Source organism: Ruminiclostridium herbifermentans, from assembly GCF_005473905.2.
Classification (GTDB): domain Bacteria; phylum Bacillota; class Clostridia; order Acetivibrionales; family DSM-1351; genus Ruminiclostridium; species Ruminiclostridium herbifermentans.
Window position 1 is genome coordinate 1,831,738 of the sequence record NZ_CP061336.1, and the last position, 18,035, is coordinate 1,849,772.

An 18,035-nucleotide genomic window follows, 5' to 3' on the forward strand; every position below is an offset into this window, starting at 1 on the left:
GGATACAATTTGTCATACTTGTGAAACAGTTGGTTGCATAAGTTTAATTGATAACGAAGTTTACTAATAAAAAGTCTGCAGGCTGGTAGATATATAAAGGGTTTTTCAGCAAAACAAATACATGAATTAGTAAGGATAAGGTACTGCCGGAGGTAGATGTAAATATTGACAATATTAATATGAAAATGATATCATAATTATATCAAATGTATATAAATTTATATTGGAGGGATTGTCTATGAAGGAAATAGTAAGAAAAACCATGTCAGGTGGGTTAATGCTACTTATCTCATTTGCAATTTTAATTCTAAGTGTCGGTGTTTTTGTATTAGGTTTATACTCTGATAGCGGACTATTTTTAATAGTAGGTAGTTTGATGTTTTTTATATTTATCTTTATATTACCTGGATTTTTTACTATTCAACCTAATGAAGCAATGGTGTTAATTTTATTTGGAAAATATGTAGGAACAGAAAAGGAAGCAGGGTGGCATTGGGCAAATCCTTTTTATACAAAGAAAAAGATATCTCTTAGATCTAGAAATGTTAATGGCGAAAAGATAAAGGTTAATGATGAGATGGGTAATCCAATAGAGATTGCTGCTGTAATTGTTTGGAGGGTTGAAAATACTGCTGAGGCATGCTTTGATGTAGATAACTATGTTGATTATGTCAATGTACAGAGTGAATCAGCTTTAAGGCACTTAGCAGGCATGTATCCTTATGATGTTGATGACGAGAATTCTCAGACATTATCATTAAGAGGCAGTTCTGATGAAGTGTCAGAAGCTTTAAAAAATGAATTACAGCAGAGACTTGGTAAAGCAGGAGTTATAGTTGAAGAGGCAAGAATTTCACATTTAGCGTATGCTCCTGAAATTGCAGCGGCAATGCTTCAAAGACAACAGGCAGCAGCGATAATAGCAGCTAGGCAAAAGATTGTTGAAGGTGCAGTTGGTATGGTACAAATGGCATTAAACAAACTAAACGAAGAATCAATCGTAGAACTTGATGAAGAAAGAAAGGCTGCTATGGTTAGCAATTTACTAGTTGTGTTATGTGGAGAAAGAAGCACTCAACCTATAATTAATACTGGAACTTTACACAACTAAAAGCTTGAAAAAGAAGTTTGTACGAACATAGTGCTTTTTCAAGCCTCAAAAACCACGAAGTGTTTTTTGCAGAGTGTTGAATTTGTAAAATAAATATGTGCCTTTTGGTGTCTATGGTTGGCGTGGAGGGTTAGCAGCTCGAAAATAAAGTTTGTGCAAACATGGTGCCTTTTCGAGCCTCAAAAACCACGAAGTGGTTTTTGCAGAGAGTGGCATTTGTGTACAACAAACATGTGCTTTTGGGATTGAGTTGCGAATATACACGAGATGTTGTTATTTATTTTATGCTTAGAGTTGACGTGGAGGGTTAGCAGCTCGAAAATAAAGTTTGTGCAAACATGGTGCCTTTTCGAGCCCCAAAAGCCACTATGTGGTTTTTGCAAAGAGTAGTATTTGTACAACAAACATGTGCCTTTTGGGATTGAGTTGCGAGTATACACGAGATGTTGTTATTTATTTTATGTCTATGGTTGGTGTGGAGGGTTAGCAGCTCGAAAATAAAGTTTGTGCAAACATGGTGCCTTTTCGAGCCTCAAAAACCACGAAGTGGTTTTTGCAGAGAGTAGTATTTGTACAACAAACATGTGCCTTTTGGGATTGAGTTGCGAGTATACACGAGCAGTTATTATTTATTTTATGCTTAGAGTTGACGTGGAGGTTAGCAGTCAGAAGGTTTAAAGAACTAATACATGTTTTGCGTACCTCCACGATAGCTACAATATATGTTATGTCTAAGTATGCGTGGAGGTTAGCAGTCAGAAGGTTTAAAGAACTAATACATGTTTTGCGTACCTCCACGATAGCTACAATATATGTTATGTCTAAGTTTGCGTGGAGGTTAGTATGCCAGAAAAAAAGTCGATATTGCTTAGGTTGAGTCCTAGAATGTGGGAGGAAATCTCAAAGTGGGCTGATGACGAATTCCGTTCTGTAAATGGCCAGATTGAGTATATACTAAGCGAAGCACTAAGAAAAAGAAATTCTGTTCGTTCTAAATCAACAGATATGGATAGAAAAAACAATGATGAAATAGAAACATGAAATAGAAACATGAAATGGAAGCTTTAATGAAATATTAAGAGAAAACCCATTTCCTGTTATAAGAAAAGGACACATCATCTGTAACAATTGATGTGTCCTTTATTGCAAGAATTTAATGACTATTTTAGCTTATATTTTTTTAAGTTTGCATTTAACTGATTAACTAATTGATCTAAACTTTGAGCTGATTGTTTCATTTCGTCAAGAATTTTTAACTGATTTTCAGTGGTAGCTGCAACTTCTTCGCTTGATGCAGCAGTTTGCTGAGAAACGGAGGAAATATTCTCGATAGCACTAATTACATCACCTTTGTCATTTTGCATTTTAATTACTGCAGTATTAACATCGCTTATCTTTTCAACTATAAAGTCAATAGCATTTGCAATATCATTAAAGGAACTATTAGTTTTATCAACAGCTAAGTTTTGATCTTGAGACACTTTTTTCATTATTTCCATGGAGGAAATAGCTAAAGCAGATTCTTCAGCTATGCTTTGCATCATATTGTTAATTTCTTCAGTTGATTTTCTACTTTCATCTGCTAGTTTTCGTACCTCATCAGCAACAACTGCAAAGCCCTTTCCAGCTTCACCAGCTCTTGCAGCTTCTATAGCAGCATTAAGTGCTAATAAATTGGTTTGCTCAGCAATATTTTCAATAGATTCAACAAATAATCCGATATTTTTTGTTGCGTTTGTAAGATTTTCGATAACAGAAAATATTTTTTCTGCAGTTTCATAGGTTTCTTTGGATTTTTCTCTTAATGTTGTAACAGCTTTAAGTCCTATGGAATTTAACTCACTGATTTTGTTTGTTTCAGTAGTGATACCGTTATAGCTTTCATATACAAAATTAATTTGCTCTGACAGTTTGTCAACAACCTGTACTCCTAGTTGAGCTTCTTCAGCCTGTGAGGAAGCACCCTTTGCAATTTCATCTATTGTTTTTGATATTTCTGTAATTGCATTACTAGCATTTTGTGTAGTTGAAACAACACTTCTTGAGGCTTGGGTAATGGAAAGAGATAAATTAAAAAAGCCTTCAATAAGTGTACGTATTTCGCTAGTAACAACATTAATTACAGTTGCAATACCACCAAGAATACCGTATTTTTTTGGTTCTATAAAATTTGATAAGTCGCCAGATTTTAAACCATCAATTTCTAAAGAGAACTTTTTGATACTGCGACGGAAATTGATTCCAGAATTGATAGCTAAAATAACTCCAGTTATTATACAACACAAAAATGTAAAAATTGCGAAAGTTATGTTTTTAAATATCACAGCTGCTACAATAGCAAATATTGTACATAAAATGATATTGATAAGTATTAGAAATAAATTTTTAGAACTGCCTGAACTATTTTTTTTCATAATATTCCCTCCATAATTATGCATAAACTGTAAGTTAAAAAGTATATTTGTATATTATTCTACATTAATAATTAAAAACCTTTTTTTCTCAGCAAAACTTTGAGCAGGAAATATAGTAATTATTAGTTATGATATGATATTAGATTAATAATTTACAATTATCAATGCTTCTGCAGCACTTTTTTATCTAATCTATATAATCTTTGAAATATTTTTAGGTAATTTCTTGAAATTTGTGGATTGACATATTAATTAAAATTGTATACAATTATACAAACATACAAAAAAACATGTTTGACGGAAATCTAATGAAATCATGCAGTGTTCATCATAAGCTTATTTAAAATTAAAATATTTTTATTTTGCGGGGGGAATTAGAATGATTGAATTTAATAAAAAATCAAACACATTAGAGCAGACTCAGTACAAATATTCACTGCAGGACGTATCAGAGCCTAATCTTTATAGAGAAATTTTTAATTATGATGAAGTACCAAAATGTGCTTTTAATCATCGCAGAGTTCCTATGAATCCACCAGATGAGATCTGGATTACTGACACTACCTTTAGAGATGGTCAGCAGTCTAGAGCTCCTTATACAGTAGAACAGATTGTTAAGCTTTATGATTATCTGCATAGATTAGGAGGCCCAAAAGGCATCATTCGCCAGACTGAGTTCTTTCTGTATAGCGACAAGGATAAAGAAGCTGTTTATAAGTGCATGGAAAGAGGCTATCAATTTCCAGAGGTAACTAGTTGGATAAGAGCGTCAAAGAGTGATTTCCAGCTTGCCAAAGAAATGGGAATGAAGGAAACAGGATTCTTAGTCAGTTGTTCTGATTATCATATATTTAATAAGCTAAAAAAGACTAGAAAGCAGGCAATGGAAGATTATTTGAGTGTTATTAAAGAAGCGTTGGATGTTGGAATCAAGCCAAGATGCCACTTTGAAGATATTACTAGGGCAGATTTTTATGGATTTGTTGTTCCATTTGCAATTGAACTTAAGAAATTAATGGATGAAAGCGGAGTTCCAATTAAATTGAGAGCCTGTGACACAATGGGTTATGGCGTTACATATCCTGGTGTGGCTCTTCCAAGAAGCGTACCAGGAATAATTTATGGTTTAAGACACCACGCAGGATTTCCAAGTGAACTGCTAGAGTGGCATGGACATAATGACTTCTATAAAGCAGTTGACAATTCATCAGCTGCATGGCTGTACGGTTGTTCCTCTGTTAACTGCTCACTACTTGGAATTGGTGAACGTACTGGAAATACTCCTCTTGAGGCTATGGTATTTGAGTATTGCTCACTTAGAGGTACATCAGATGGCATGGATACTACTATAATAACAGAAATTGCTGAATATTATGAGAAAGAATTAGATTATGAAATTCCTCCAAGAACACCTTTTGTGGGTAAGCACTTTAATGTTACACAAGCAGGAATTCATGCTGATGGTATGCTAAAGGATGAGGAGATTTATAATATTTTTAATACAACAAAACTTCTAAATAGACCAATTGGGGTTGCTATAACACAAACCTCTGGTTTAGCAGGTATAGCTCTATGGATTAATAACAACTTCCGCTTAACAGGAGCAGACATGATTGATAAAAAGGATCCAAGAGTTGCAAAAGTTAAGGAATGGATCGACAAAGAGTATCAAAATGGCAGAATTACCTCAATTAGCGATAAAGAAATGCTAAAGGGAATTCAAGAAATTGAGCCTAGTTTGATTCCAAATAAAAAGTAATACAAATAAAAAATAATACAATTAAAAATAATACTATGTCTTTTTAGATAAAAATGTTATTATATATAACGAGAAAATATCCTCCACTTCTATTGGTGGCGGATATTGCTTTGATTATCAGGTGGAGAGGTAATTTTCTGCCTGAATGAAATGCCGCTGATAATTTTTTTATGAATTTTTTAATTTTTATTTTGATTTTAGGCATAAAGAAACAAGTAGTTATTAACAAAATTGATAAAAACACAAGCTTTGCATATAAGTTATGCACCTGAAAATTCAATGTCTGGCAATAAATAAGCTATGAATGAACAGAATTGTTCATAATAAAATATGTTCATTAAAGCCTTTAAAAGGTATTATTACTGATATTTTTATGACTATAGCTTCATTTTTTGTGTCAGCTATATTGAATTTTTAAGGTGAATATAAATTATTCAAATGCAGAGTTTGAGTAATTAAATTTGAGCATTAAAATGAAAAAAACAAATAGGAGGTTTGAAAATGGGCTTAAATTTAGCACAAAAAATAATTAAAGAGCATTTAGTAAGTGGGGAAATGGTTGCAGGCAGTGAAATATCTATTAAAATAGATCAAACACTTACACAGGATTCAACAGGTACTATGGCATACCTGCAATTTGAAGCAATAGGAATACCAAGAGTAAAAACTAAAAAATCAGTTGCATATATTGACCATAATACTTTGCAGGCTGGTTTTGAAAATGCAGATGACCACAAATACATTCAAACAGTTACTTCTAAGCATGGTATATATTTTTCAAAGCCTGGAAATGGAATATGCCATCAGGTACAGTTAGAGCGTTTTGGAGTACCAGGTATGACTTTACTAGGTTCTGACAGCCACACTCCAACAGGTGGTGGTATTGGAATGTTAGCAATTGGAGCAGGCGGACTTGATGTTGCTGTAGCAATGGGCGGCGGTCCATACTATCTTTCAATGCCAAAGGTATGTAAGGTAGAATTAAAAGGAAAGTTAAATCCTTGGTCAACAGCAAAAGATATAATATTGGAAGTTTTAAGAGTACTGACTGTTAAAGGTGGAGTTGGTAAGGTAATTGAATATGCTGGAGAAGGTATAAAGAGTCTTACAGTTCCAGAAAGAGCAACTATTACAAATATGGGAGCTGAATTGGGTGCTACAACATCAATATTCCCAAGTGACGAGGTTACACTTGAATTCTTAAAAGCTCAAGGCAGAGAACAGGATTGGATTGAACTATTACCAGATGCAGACGCAGAATATGATGAACATATTGTTATAGATTTAGCAACAATTGAGCCAATGGCTGCAAAGCCACACAGTCCTGACAATGTTGAGAAAATTTCAACTATCGGAAAAATTAAGGTTGATCAGGTTGCTATAGGAAGCTGTACAAACTCATCATACATGGATATGATGAAGGTTGCGGCAATATTAAAAGGAAAGACAGTTAATCCAAATGTTAGCTTAGTTATTGCTCCAGGTTCAAAGCAGGTGTTGACAATGCTTGCACAAAACGGTGCTTTGGCTGACATGGTAGCAGCAGGTGCAAGAATACTAGAATCAGCATGCGGACCATGTATTGGTATGGGACAGGCTCCATGCACTGATGCAGTTTCATTAAGAACATTCAATAGAAACTTTGAAGGAAGAAGTGGAACTACTTCTGCAAAAGTGTACTTAGTAAGCCCTGAGGTTGCTGCAGCTAGTGCACTTACAGGAGTGCTGACTGATCCTAGAGAATTAGGTGAAGCTCCAAAAATTGAAATGCCAAAAGAATTCTTAGTAAATGACAATTTGGTAATAGCACCAGCTCCAGAAGGAAGTGATGTTGAAGTTGTAAGAGGACCAAATATTAAGCCTTTCCCACTAAACAAAGCGTTAACTGAAAAGGTAACAGGAAAAGCTTTAATTAAGGTTGAAGACAATATAACTACTGACCATATTATGCCATCAAATGCAAAGCTATTACCATTCAGATCAAATGTGCCTTACCTTGCTGAATTTTGCTTAACACCATGTGACCCAGAATTCCCAGCAAGAGCAAAGGCTAATGGCGGTGGATTTATAATTGGTGGTTCAAACTATGGACAGGGTTCAAGTAGAGAGCATGCTGCATTAGCTCCATTACAGTTAGGCGTAAAGGGAGTTATTGCTAAGTCTTTTGCTAGAATTCACATGGCAAACCTAATTAATTCAGGTATTATTCCTATGACTTTTGAAAATGAAGCAGATTATGATGCAATTGACATGAATGATGAATTAGCAATAGAGAATGCAATAGAGCAAGTTAAGAAAGCAGATACTATTGTTGTAAAGAATTTGACAAAGAATACTCAGTTTAATGTAAAGGTAACATTATCAGACAGACAGGTTCAGATGATACTTGCTGGAGGATTGCTAAATTATACTCGCGAACAAGCTGAGAAATAATATTCTATGAATATTATTTCTCAGACCGCAAAAACTACGATGTAGTTTTTGCAATTAAGCATTTGTGCAAACAGTGTGCATATCAATAATTGACGTGAAGGTTATCGGCTCGGAAATTAAGTCTGTGCGAACACAGTTATTTTTCGAGCCCCAAAACTACAAGTGGTTTTTGCAGTAAAGCAGATGTATCTCAATAAATATATTGTGCATCTCAAAGAAGTCGTTATGTGAAATTCCTGTAAATTTGACGTGGAGGTTAGTATGGCTAAGCTTGAATTTGATGATAGTCAAAACTTAATGAATTCTTTAAGGGGTAAGGTCTTTAACCAGCTTCGCAGTCAAATATTGACGGGAGTATATAAACCGGGAGACAGTCTTATTGAACTGCGTTTATCAGAAGAACTTGGAGTTAGCAGAACACCTATTAGAGAAGCAATAAGACAGCTTGAGTTAGAAGGCTTGGTTCAGGCTATCCCCAATAAGGGTGCAGTGGTGAAGGGAATAACTGAACAAGATGTTGAAGACATATTTACAATCAGAATGAGGATTGAAGGACTTGCTGCTAGATGGGCTGCTGAAAAGATTACTGAAGAGGAAATTAAGGAATTAAAAGAGGCACTTGAATTTGAAGAGTTCTACACCATGAAAAATGATGTTGAGCAGTTAATTAAATTTGACTCTAAATTCCATGATATTATTTTCAGAGCATGTAAAAGTAATCCTCTAATGCATATGCTGAGCACCTTTCATAACTATATACAAAGTGCTAGAAATAATTCCTTCCATACACCGGGAAGACCTGATAAAGCCTTTGAGGAGCATAAGGCTATATTTGAAGCCATATGCAGAAAGGATGCAGATACTGCAGAACAGCTAACTATTGCTCATATTAGAAACGCTAGTAATAACTATAATGAGTTGCATCAAAAAGGATAAAAAAATACACAGTTATTTAAGTACCTTTAGTAGTGATTATAAGCTGTATTTTGGCGCAAGAGTTTTACAACATGAAATAAAAATTAAATAATATATAATTATTAAACACAGAGTAACTAGTTAATTGGTTCTCTGTGTTTTTTGTATATTGCTTACTAGAATTGTAATTCCAATCTGTTTTTATATTCCATTAAATAGTATAATAGCGATAGTTAGAATTCTTATAAATTCAGTTATATGTAGGTAAAATTTATTTTACGAGGTACAAATTATGGGCATTTATTATAATGAAAAATCGAAATCCTTTAACCTAATATCAAAGGATACAAGCTACGTTATTGCAATTGTAGATGATGCTCAGTTTTTAGGGCATGTTTATTTTGGACATAAAATAGCTGATGAGGATATAAATTATCTCATGCGTTTGGAAGAACCTCCATATGTGCCTAGCAAGAATAATCGTGACAGGGCTGCGTTCATGGATAGCTTTCCTATGGAGTATCCTACTAGTGGACTGGGGGATTATAGAGAGCCATGTTTGCAGGTTGAAACACAAAATGGTATGACCACATGCAGTCTTTCATACATATCACATACTATTTATCAAGGAAAGCCAAAGCTGGAAGGGCTGCCTGCAACCTTTGGGGATGAACAGGACTGCTCTACACTAGAAATTACTTGTAAGGATAAATTGTTAAATCTAGAAATTGTTCTTTTATATACAGTTTTTGAGCAGCTAGATGTAATTACTAGAAGTGTACGCATTAGAAACTGCGGGAATGAGAGTATTATTCTTAGAAGAGTTCTTTCAGCCTGTGTAGACTTCGATACTATTGAAATGGATATGCTTACGCTAAATGGCTCATGGGGAAGGGAGTGTCATATATCCAGAAAAGCAATCAGCTATGGCACACAAGGTGTTTCTTCAACTAGAGGAAAGTCAAGTCATCAGCATAATCCATTTATTGCTGTGATGGATAAGTCAGCCAACGAGGATTATGGCGAGGTTTTTGGCTTTAGTTTTGTTTATTCGGGAAACTTTTTTGCACAGGCCGAGGGCTGTCAGTTTGACACTACTCGTGTTGTTATGGGGATTAATCCCTATGATTTTGCATGGAAGTTAGATCCAAAGCAAATTTTTACGGCTCCTGAAGTGGTTATTGTTCACTCTGATCAGGGACTTGGCAAAATGTCTCGAACTTTCCACGACTTATATAGAAATCATTTGATAAGAGGTAAATATAAGAATAAAAAGCGTCCTATTTTAATAAATAACTGGGAGGCAACATATTTTGATTTTGACACTGACAAGCTAATAGAGATTGCTAAAGAAGCAGCTAGTCTTGGTATAGAAATGCTGGTAATGGACGATGGCTGGTTTGGACATAGGAATGATGATAACAGCTCCTTAGGCGATTGGATAGTAAATGAAAATAAAATTAAGGGTGGTCTTAAATATCTGGTTGATGAAGTAAATAAGCTTGGATTAATGTTTGGTATTTGGTTTGAACCTGAAATGATATCACCTGACTCAGATTTATATCGTGCTCATCCTGATTGGTGTATTCACATTGAAGGCAGAGTAGGAACTTTATCTAGAAATCAGTATGTATTAGATTTTTCAAGACAAGAAATTCGGGATTATGTATACGATTGTCTTAAAAGGATTTTATCAAGTGCCAATATTGAATACGTTAAATGGGATATGAACCGACAGCTGAGCGAAGTTGGCAATAGTATTTTAGAGCCTGAGTGCCAAAGGGAATTGTGGCATAGATATGTGTTGGGCGTTTATGAGGTTATGGAGCGCTTGGTTAATGATTTTCCTAATATTTTATTAGAAAATTGCTCGGGGGGTGGAGGAAGATTTGACCCTGGAATGCTATACTACAGCCCTCAAATTTGGTGCTCTGATGATGCAGATGCAATTGAACGCTTAAAAATACAGCATGGCACTTCTCTAGTTTATCCAGTTTCTACAATGGGAGCTCATGTCAGTGATTGTCCAAACCATACTGTTGGAAGAACAACGCCCTTTGAGACTAGAGGCTATGTTGCATTGTCTGGAACCTTTGGCTATGAACTGGACGTTACAAAAATATCTCAGCAGGATAGAAATTTGATTCCCAAGCAGGTAGAGTTATACCATAAATATAATGATTTAATACGTACAGGCGATTTATATCGTATCAGTAATATATTTGAAAACCAGGATTATAGCTGTGTTGAATATGTCTCAAAGGATAAAAATGAAGCGTTAGTAATTTATGTTCAAGTACTTAACAGACCTAACTACCATAGCAGGAGAGTTTGCCTGAAGGGGTTAGAGGAAAACTGCTTATACCGAAATGAGGAAACGGGTAAAGTGATTTCTGGCAGTGCATTAATGCATGGAGGAGTGCTGATGACAGATATGTTTGGCGACTTTAAAGGAAAGTTATTGCATTTTGTTCGGGTAGAGTGACATTAAATTTGATATACATTTTGACATCAATAGAATGAAAAAGTCATGATATAATGCAGAACGTGTGATATTTGTTACACAATTAGTGTGATGTTGATGAATGGTGGGATATGATGTTTAGAGTTCGCTATTCTAATGTAAGTGATGCTAAAATATTGGGAGAAATACATTTAAAGTCTTGGAAGGTTGCAAATAAAGGTATAGTACCAGATGAAATACTGTAAAATATCACAGTTGAGAAGAGGCAAAAATATTTTGAATATGCACTTTCAAACGGATTGGAAGAAGATGCTATTATATTTAGGAATAATGAATATGTTGGATTTATATGTTTAGGAAGATGCAGAAATACAGATAAAACGGACAATTGTGGTGAAATATGGGAATAGGTTCTGAATTAATAAATTGGGGCATAAACGAATTAAAGAAGAAATTATAATCAAGTAATCTTATGGGTTCTTGAAAAAAATATAAGTGCAAGAAAGTTCTATGTAAAGATTGGCTTTAAACATGATGGAACAATTAAGGAGATAACTATAGGTGAAAAGTTAAAAGAATATAGATACGAAAAGACTATTCCATAATATTCACTCCGAAGTAAGTTATAGGCAATATCTGGCGAGATCCTTAAATATATAAGTATGTTTCGATATTTTTTATATAGCCTAATAAAAAAACAACTTTGCTTTTGCAAAGTTGTTTTTGGTGACTCATAGGGGATTCGAACCCCTGTTGCCGCCGTGAGAGGGCGGAGTCTTAGGCCACTTGACCAATGAGCCAATTCTTAGGACAAAAGCTATTATAACATGGGTAAGTGGGCATGTCAATAAGGAAAATATTTATAAAAATATTTGGAGAAAAATTAATATAAATATGTACTAGTAAAATTTATATTAATTTACAAATTATTATTAAATTTATATAATAGTAATGCTTAATATTGGATTAATTAAAACATATTGTAAAATAATAGATAGTGTAAATTAAGTTAATTTTTTTTGTGTAGAATGAATTAATAAAACTTGAATACTGATAAGGAGATGGTGGCCATAAATTACATAGAGGAAGTCAAAAGAGCATATAGAAAACTAAAGGGAACTGTTTATTTAGACAAAACAGTACCTTTTTTAAGAAATCGCATTGTATCATTTGAAGGAAAAGGTTTAGATAGTAGACTAGAGGCCATAGGCAAAAAACTAAATGGTTCAAATAAAGTATGGGAAGATTTTATTGATGAAATCTTGAGTTCAATAAAAGTATTAACTTTTCCAAAGTTAGTAACTACTGGTGAGGAAAAAAGAAACGATGAGCCCATATTTATTACAAACAAACCTGTAGGTACGGTCTTTATAGAAAAATATAATAATTATATTGATATGAGTGTAGAAGGCCATATTTTAGGTGTTTTGTGGATTTTAACTATAGGATATAAAATTGATAATGAATTAATAGAAACATGCTATGGAAATAGATTATATGAAAATTTAAAGAAGGAAAAGGAATGTAGGACAACATCTTCTCCCAATTTAATGAAACCGTATTTTCAGCAATATGAAAGTTGGAGAGATGAAGGATTAAAAATGGCAGAAGATTGTCTCAAAGAACATAATAAAAATATAATTATTACAATGTTAGACTTATCAAAATATTATTATAGTGTTGAACTAGATTTTAAATCATATAAAAAATTAACAGAAAGATTTACTGAAGATGGAAGTAAGTGCGAACAAAGATTAAATGAATTTGTATTTAGAGTATTTTATAGATATAGTTGCTTTTTTAATTTAGAAGCAAAATATGCTTTTTTACCAATAGGATTTTTGCCGTCAAATATTATTGCTAATTATTACTTAAATGATTTTGATCAAAATGTAATTACTAACTTAAACCCTATGTATTATGGGCGTTATGTAGATGATATTATAATTGTTTCACAAGTAGACAAAAAATCTGAACTTTTAGAAGGTTTAGATAAGAATGGAATAAGTGGCATTATAGAAAAAACTATAGAAACCTTACATAATAAAAAAATTATTGCAATGGAAAATAATAAGTATTATTTGACTAATTACAAAAAGCTTGAAGTACAGCAAGAAAAGTTTAGGTTTTTTTATTTTGATAAAGCAGGGTCAATGGGAATACTTGATAAAATCAGAAAAGATATTGCTAATAATACAAGTGAATTTAATTTTTTACCTATTGAAGCAGGAAGTTTAGAAAAGGATTATTCAAATATATTTAAGCTGGAGAGAGATGATTCTGTAAATAAAATTCGTGGTATTAGTAAAGCGCAAATAGGCAAATATGAATTGTCAAAAACAATTGCAAAACATTTGTCGATTTGCAAATTTGTTGATGGTTCTGGAAACATTAAGTTTATGGAGGAATTGGATAAAATATTTGATAATCAAACAATATTAAATAATTATACTTTATGGGAAAGTGTTTTTAATTATTATATTGTTAATAACCAGTTTGATAGGTTAAAAGAGTTTGTTTATAAGATTATTGATAGTTTTAGTTCAAAAAATATGGATGAAACAACGTATAAAATAAAAGAATATGCTAGTCTAAAGAATCAAGATATATGGAGTGTTAAGGATAGCTTATTTTTATTTTTGGTGGCATGTTTAGCTAGAGCAACATCTATAGTTTGGGGAAAAAAAATAAAAGCTATTTTAGAAGATATACTACAAGAATTGGGTAATAGTACTACTAATAATGAAATAATTAATTTGTTAACATTTGATAATTTCCAAAACAAACGAAGGTTGTATGTTCATTCACGTATGGTTAATAAATATCTTATACCAATTACTATTGAAGAATGTATGACAGTATATAAACCTAATGATGATGAAAATGAAGCTAAAATGTATTCTATTGATGAATATTTAAAAGCAAAAGGTGATAATAACATTGGTTCATATAAGTATAGTCCGTTTATTGTAAAGCCTTTTGAAATTGCTTTTACAGATATCCTTAAGAGTATAAAAAAAGGTGAGGATGAAATAGAATCTAATGAATCAATATCAGATAGTATGATTAAAGAATACGGTAAAAACTTTTGGGATGAAAGTTGCTTAGCACTTAATAAATACATAGTTAATATAGAAATATTTAAAAAAAATAAGAGAAAAAATAAAAGAAAAAATAAAAGAAAAAATAAAAGTGACAATGATAGAAATATTTCTGCAATTAAAATTTGTTCAGATAATAAAAAATCTAAATTTAGAATCGCAGTTGCAAATGTTCAAATTGATAAGAATGAGTTTGAAAATGTGTTACTAGATAAAAAGTATGATAAATCAAAAAGATACAATGAGATTGCATATATTGTAAATGAAGCAATAAAGCACGAAGCTGACATGCTTATAATGCCAGAGTCATATGTACCAATTGAATATTTACCACAGATACAACAAAAAGTTGTTGCTCATAACATGATTATTGTTTGTGGTTTAGATCATATAAAGATTAATACGTCTAAAAAGAGTAAAGTGTATAATTTAATGGTTACATTACTACCTCTAAAAACAGATGACTTTTCATATACAATTCCATACTTTCATCAGAAAGTTCACTTTTCACCAAGTGAAAAAGGTATTATTGAAGATTACGGATTTGAGGCAATGGAGGGAAATGAGTATACATTGTTTGTTTGCAGTGATTTATGGTTTGTGCCATATTGCTGTTTTGAGTTAACATCAATAAAAGAAAGAAGCATATTCCAATCTTATGCTGATTTAGTTGTAGGCGTGGAATGGAATAAAGATACTAAATATTTTGGAAATATTGTTGAATCATTAAGTAGAGATTTACATTGCTATTGTGCTCAAGCCAATACTTCTGAATACGGTGATAGTCGTATAACACAACCTACAAGTAGTTCTATATCAAATATCGTTCAAGTTAAAGGAGGGCTAAACCCAACAATACTTGTTGGAGAAATTGATGTGAAAGCATTAAGGGAGTATCAATATATGGGCATTTGGGGACAAGATAAAAATAAAAAGTTTAAACCAACTCCACCCAATTTAGATAAGGAAATTGTGTTTAGAAAAATGCATGGTAATTACTTTAATGAGTAAAACCTACATTTATAAAGTTCAGTTATTATATCTGTGATAGATATGTTAATTGCTAAATAATTATTAGTTATATAGTGCTAAATTACTAAAAGTATTTATATTTATAACTTAAATATCCCAACTTTTATGTTATAATAACTCCTGTATATTTTTTCAATACAGGAGTTATTTTATGGATTGTGGTTTGTGTTAGTAGTTGCTGTTATAAGAAGGATTAGCGTAACATAGCACAAATCAGAGTTTCTGTATTGAACGATTTTAATATTTTTGAATGATTTTAATATTTATGTGCCTTATTGGGTGTGGAGGTTATTTTTCTTTTATGAGATTACCAGAAGAATTTGTGAAAAAAATGCAGGAGCTGTTGGGTGATGAATTCAACAGCTACCTTGAATCATATAGCAAGCCTAGATTTTATGGTTTGCGTGTTAATACATTAAAAATATCAGTTGAGGAGTTCTTGAAAATATCACCTTTTCATTTGAAACCTGTTCCATGGACAACAGATGGGTTTTATTATCAAGAAGGAGATAATCCAGGCAGACATCCTTATTATTATGCAGGACTTTATTATATTCAAGAGCCAAGTGCAATGCTTCCTGGTGCAGTAATAGGTGTAAAGCCAGGAGACAAGGTTTTAGACCTATGTGCGGCCCCTGGTGGAAAAACTGTTCAAATGGCTGCTCAAATGAAGGGGCAAGGGTTATTGGTGGCAAACGATATTAATGCTGATAGGGTTAAAGCATTGGTTAAAAATATAGAACTATGTGGTATAAAAAATGCAGTGGTTTTAAATGAAACACCTGAAAGAATTGCTAATAATTTTGAAGGATATTTTGATAAAATACTAGTTGATGCACCCTGCTCAGGAGAAGGAATGTTCCGTAAGGATGAAGATGCTGTTAGAAGCTGGGAAAAATATAAATGTGAGAAATGCTGCTCTATGCAATGGGATATTCTTCAGCAGGTTGACAGAATGTTAAAGCCGGGTGGAAGCATTTTATATTCTACTTGTACTTTTTCACCAGAAGAAGACGAATTAATGATAGAGAGATTTATGAATGAGCATGAGGGTGAGTATGAACTGGTTGAAATACCTAAAGTGGGTGGAATAGAAGGCGGACGTACTGAGTGGTCAAATGGTGATTATGACTTTAGCAAGACAGCAAGACTTTGGCCGCACAAATTAGATGGTGAAGGACATTTTGCAGCCTTACTAAGAAAGAAGGACAAAATTTGTGAGCACAATAGTCTATCTGCTACAATGTATAATGCAAGAAAATGGGAAAAAGCTAATGCTATTCATGATTTTGATGACTTGAAAAAATTTGACCCACAGCTTGCAGATTTCATTATAAATAACACAAGTTTGAAATTAGAGGGCTATGCTTTTAAAAAGGGAAATAATATTTATTATCTGCCAGAAAATTGCCCAGAATTATCTGGCCTAAAGGTTGCAAAGTTTGGTTGGTATTTAGGTGAAATTGGACAAAAGGGATTTGTGCCATCTCATTCATTTGCTATTTCATTAAATAGTAACGAAATTAAGAATAAGATAGATTTTTCAACAGATTCAAGAGAGGTAAATAGTTATCTAAAGGGAGAAACACTTATGGTATCTGGAGAAAAAGGATTTACAGGTGTTTGTGTAGAAGGTTATATATTAGGCTGGGCAAAGCAAACAGGAGACATGCTAAAGAACCTATATCCAAAAGGATGGAGAAAGATGTCATAAGCAGCTTTATGCTAAAGCAGTTTATGCTGAAGAAGTTTATTCTATATAGAAAGTTATAGGAGATGTTCGACTTTATCTATGCTAAGTTGGGTAAGCTGAACGATACATGGATAAATAAACGAGGGAGGTTTTAGGTTTGTCAGACAGGCAAAGACTGGACAAGGTGCTTTCTAATTTTGGATTTGGTTCAAGAAAAGAAATAAAAAGCGCTGTAAAAACTGGTTTAGTCACGATAGATGGCATTATTGCCAAAGATAGTGCAACATACGTTGATCCCAATGTAAATGTAATAGAAATGAATGGCGAAAGACTTAATTACAGAAAATATATTTATTTGATGATGAATAAGCCAAAGGGAGTAATATCAGCAACTACAGATACTAGACAAAAGACTGTTTTTGATATTTTGCCTGAGGAATACAAGTGTTTTGATTTGTTTCCAGCAGGAAGACTGGATATTGATACTGAAGGACTTGTTTTAATGACAAATGACGGACAGCTGGCACATGAAATTCTATCACCCAAAAAACATGTTACAAAGAAGTATTATGCCCATGTTTTAGGCAGAGTTGATGACAGTGATATAGAAGCTTTTGAAAAGGGAGTAATATTAGATGATGGATATAAAACACTTCCTGCACAGCTTGAGATAATTAAATCTGGTGAAATATCAGAAATTAAGCTATCTATTGTAGAAGGCAAATTTCATCAAGTGAAAAGAATGTTTGAAGCTGTTAATAAGAAGGTCATTTATTTAAAAAGACTTACCATGGGAAGGTTAGAACTTGATGAAACACTTGCGCTTGGTGAATGTAAAGAACTTTGCGAGGAGGATATTGCACTTTTGAAGGCTTCTGTACAAAAAAATTAAAGTGCTATTGATGCATTTTTAATTTATTAGGTTTGGTTCCAAGCGTAGCCGTAAAAAAACTGAAGTGCTATAGATGCATTTTTAATTTATTAGGTTTGGTTCCAAGCGTAGCCGTAAAAAAAACTGAAGTGCTATAGATGCATTTTTAAATTGTTAGGTTGGGCTCCAAGCGTAGCCGTAAAAAAAACTGAAGTGTTATTGATGCATTTTTAATTTATTAG

The 18,035-nt window shown here is 33.0% G+C and carries 11 protein-coding genes and 1 tRNA gene; 9 read left to right on the plus strand and 3 right to left on the minus strand.

The annotated features are described in order from the left end of the window. Positions 1–238: 238 nt before the first annotated feature. Both EHE19_RS07685 and EHE19_RS07690 read left to right on the plus strand, forming a co-directional pair. Positions 239–1,111 (plus strand): SPFH domain-containing protein, encoded by an 873-nt coding sequence (locus EHE19_RS07685; RefSeq protein ID WP_137696493.1) that lies wholly within the window; start codon positions 239–241, stop codon positions 1,109–1,111. A gap of 843 nt (positions 1,112–1,954) precedes the next feature. Further along, positions 1,955–2,152 carry a type II toxin-antitoxin system antitoxin gene (locus tag EHE19_RS07690; RefSeq protein WP_137696492.1) on the plus strand — a complete coding sequence of 66 codons (198 nt, stop codon included), beginning with the start codon at positions 1,955–1,957 and terminating at the stop codon, positions 2,150–2,152. 119 nt (positions 2,153–2,271) lie between these two features. On the opposite strand, the gene EHE19_RS07695 is transcribed toward EHE19_RS07690, so the two are convergent. Next, positions 2,272–3,525: a methyl-accepting chemotaxis protein gene (locus tag EHE19_RS07695; protein WP_137696491.1), complete on the minus strand. Its 1,254-nt coding sequence runs from the start codon at positions 3,523–3,525 to the stop codon at positions 2,272–2,274. A 379-nt stretch (positions 3,526–3,904) separates the two neighbouring features. Here EHE19_RS07695 and EHE19_RS07700 point away from each other — a divergent pair, with 379 nt between their 5' ends. The 3 genes from EHE19_RS07700 (at position 3,905) to EHE19_RS07710 (ending at position 8,653) form a co-directional block, all read left to right on the plus strand. Then, positions 3,905–5,284 carry a beta/alpha barrel domain-containing protein gene (locus EHE19_RS07700; protein WP_137696490.1) on the plus strand — a complete coding sequence of 460 codons (1,380 nt, stop codon included), beginning with the start codon at positions 3,905–3,907 and terminating at the stop codon, positions 5,282–5,284. 501 nt (positions 5,285–5,785) lie between these two features. Then, a complete protein-coding gene (locus EHE19_RS07705) occupies positions 5,786–7,717 on the plus strand; it encodes an aconitate hydratase (protein WP_137696489.1) in 1,932 nt (643 codons plus the stop codon). A 261-nt stretch (positions 7,718–7,978) separates the two neighbouring features. Next, positions 7,979–8,653 carry a GntR family transcriptional regulator gene (locus EHE19_RS07710; protein WP_137696488.1) on the plus strand — a complete coding sequence of 225 codons (675 nt, stop codon included), beginning with the start codon at positions 7,979–7,981 and terminating at the stop codon, positions 8,651–8,653. A gap of 36 nt (positions 8,654–8,689) precedes the next feature. Here EHE19_RS07710 and EHE19_RS20135 read toward each other — a convergent pair whose 3' ends face one another. Beyond that, positions 8,690–8,764, minus strand: coding sequence for a group II intron reverse transcriptase/maturase (locus tag EHE19_RS20135; RefSeq protein WP_137696669.1), 75 nt, complete (start codon positions 8,762–8,764; stop codon positions 8,690–8,692). Positions 8,765–8,924: 160 nt separating this feature from the next. Between EHE19_RS20135 and EHE19_RS07720 the strand changes: the two genes are divergently transcribed. After that, positions 8,925–11,117 (plus strand): alpha-galactosidase, encoded by a 2,193-nt coding sequence (locus EHE19_RS07720; RefSeq protein ID WP_137696487.1) that lies wholly within the window; start codon positions 8,925–8,927, stop codon positions 11,115–11,117. Positions 11,118–11,820: 703 nt separating this feature from the next. Here the strand turns inward: EHE19_RS07720 and EHE19_RS07730 are convergent. Next, positions 11,821–11,896: transfer RNA gene (locus EHE19_RS07730), tRNA-Glu, on the minus strand. Positions 11,897–12,139: 243 nt separating this feature from the next. Between EHE19_RS07730 and EHE19_RS07735 the strand changes: the two genes are divergently transcribed. From EHE19_RS07735 to EHE19_RS07745, 3 genes are all read left to right on the plus strand, one after another. Continuing rightward, positions 12,140–15,208, plus strand: a complete 3,069-nt coding sequence (locus EHE19_RS07735) for a reverse transcriptase domain-containing protein (protein WP_137696486.1) — start codon at positions 12,140–12,142, stop codon at positions 15,206–15,208. Between the two features lie 322 nt (positions 15,209–15,530). Further along, a complete protein-coding gene (locus EHE19_RS07740) occupies positions 15,531–16,943 on the plus strand; it encodes an RsmF rRNA methyltransferase first C-terminal domain-containing protein (protein WP_137696485.1) in 1,413 nt (470 codons plus the stop codon). Positions 16,944–17,079: 136 nt separating this feature from the next. Beyond that, positions 17,080–17,814 (plus strand): pseudouridine synthase, encoded by a 735-nt coding sequence (locus EHE19_RS07745; RefSeq protein WP_137696484.1) that lies wholly within the window; start codon positions 17,080–17,082, stop codon positions 17,812–17,814. Positions 17,815–18,035: the final 221 nt, after the last annotated feature.

Bases quoted from the DNA above. Each gene is read 5' to 3' on its own strand.
- EHE19_RS07695 (WP_137696491.1), bottom strand. From the start codon at position 3,525: ATGAAAAAAAATAGTTCAGGCAGTTCTAAAAATTTATTTCTAATACTT.
- EHE19_RS07710 (WP_137696488.1), top strand. From the start codon at position 7,979: ATGGCTAAGCTTGAATTTGATGATAGTCAAAACTTAATGAATTCTTTA.
- EHE19_RS07720 (WP_137696487.1), top strand. From the start codon at position 8,925: ATGGGCATTTATTATAATGAAAAATCGAAATCCTTTAACCTAATATCA.
- EHE19_RS07705 (WP_137696489.1), top strand. From the start codon at position 5,786: ATGGGCTTAAATTTAGCACAAAAAATAATTAAAGAGCATTTAGTAAGT.
- EHE19_RS07700 (WP_137696490.1), top strand. From the start codon at position 3,905: ATGATTGAATTTAATAAAAAATCAAACACATTAGAGCAGACTCAGTAC.
- EHE19_RS07690 (WP_137696492.1), top strand. From the start codon at position 1,955: ATGCCAGAAAAAAAGTCGATATTGCTTAGGTTGAGTCCTAGAATGTGG.
- EHE19_RS07740 (WP_137696485.1), top strand. From the start codon at position 15,531: ATGAGATTACCAGAAGAATTTGTGAAAAAAATGCAGGAGCTGTTGGGT.
- EHE19_RS07685 (WP_137696493.1), top strand. From the start codon at position 239: ATGAAGGAAATAGTAAGAAAAACCATGTCAGGTGGGTTAATGCTACTT.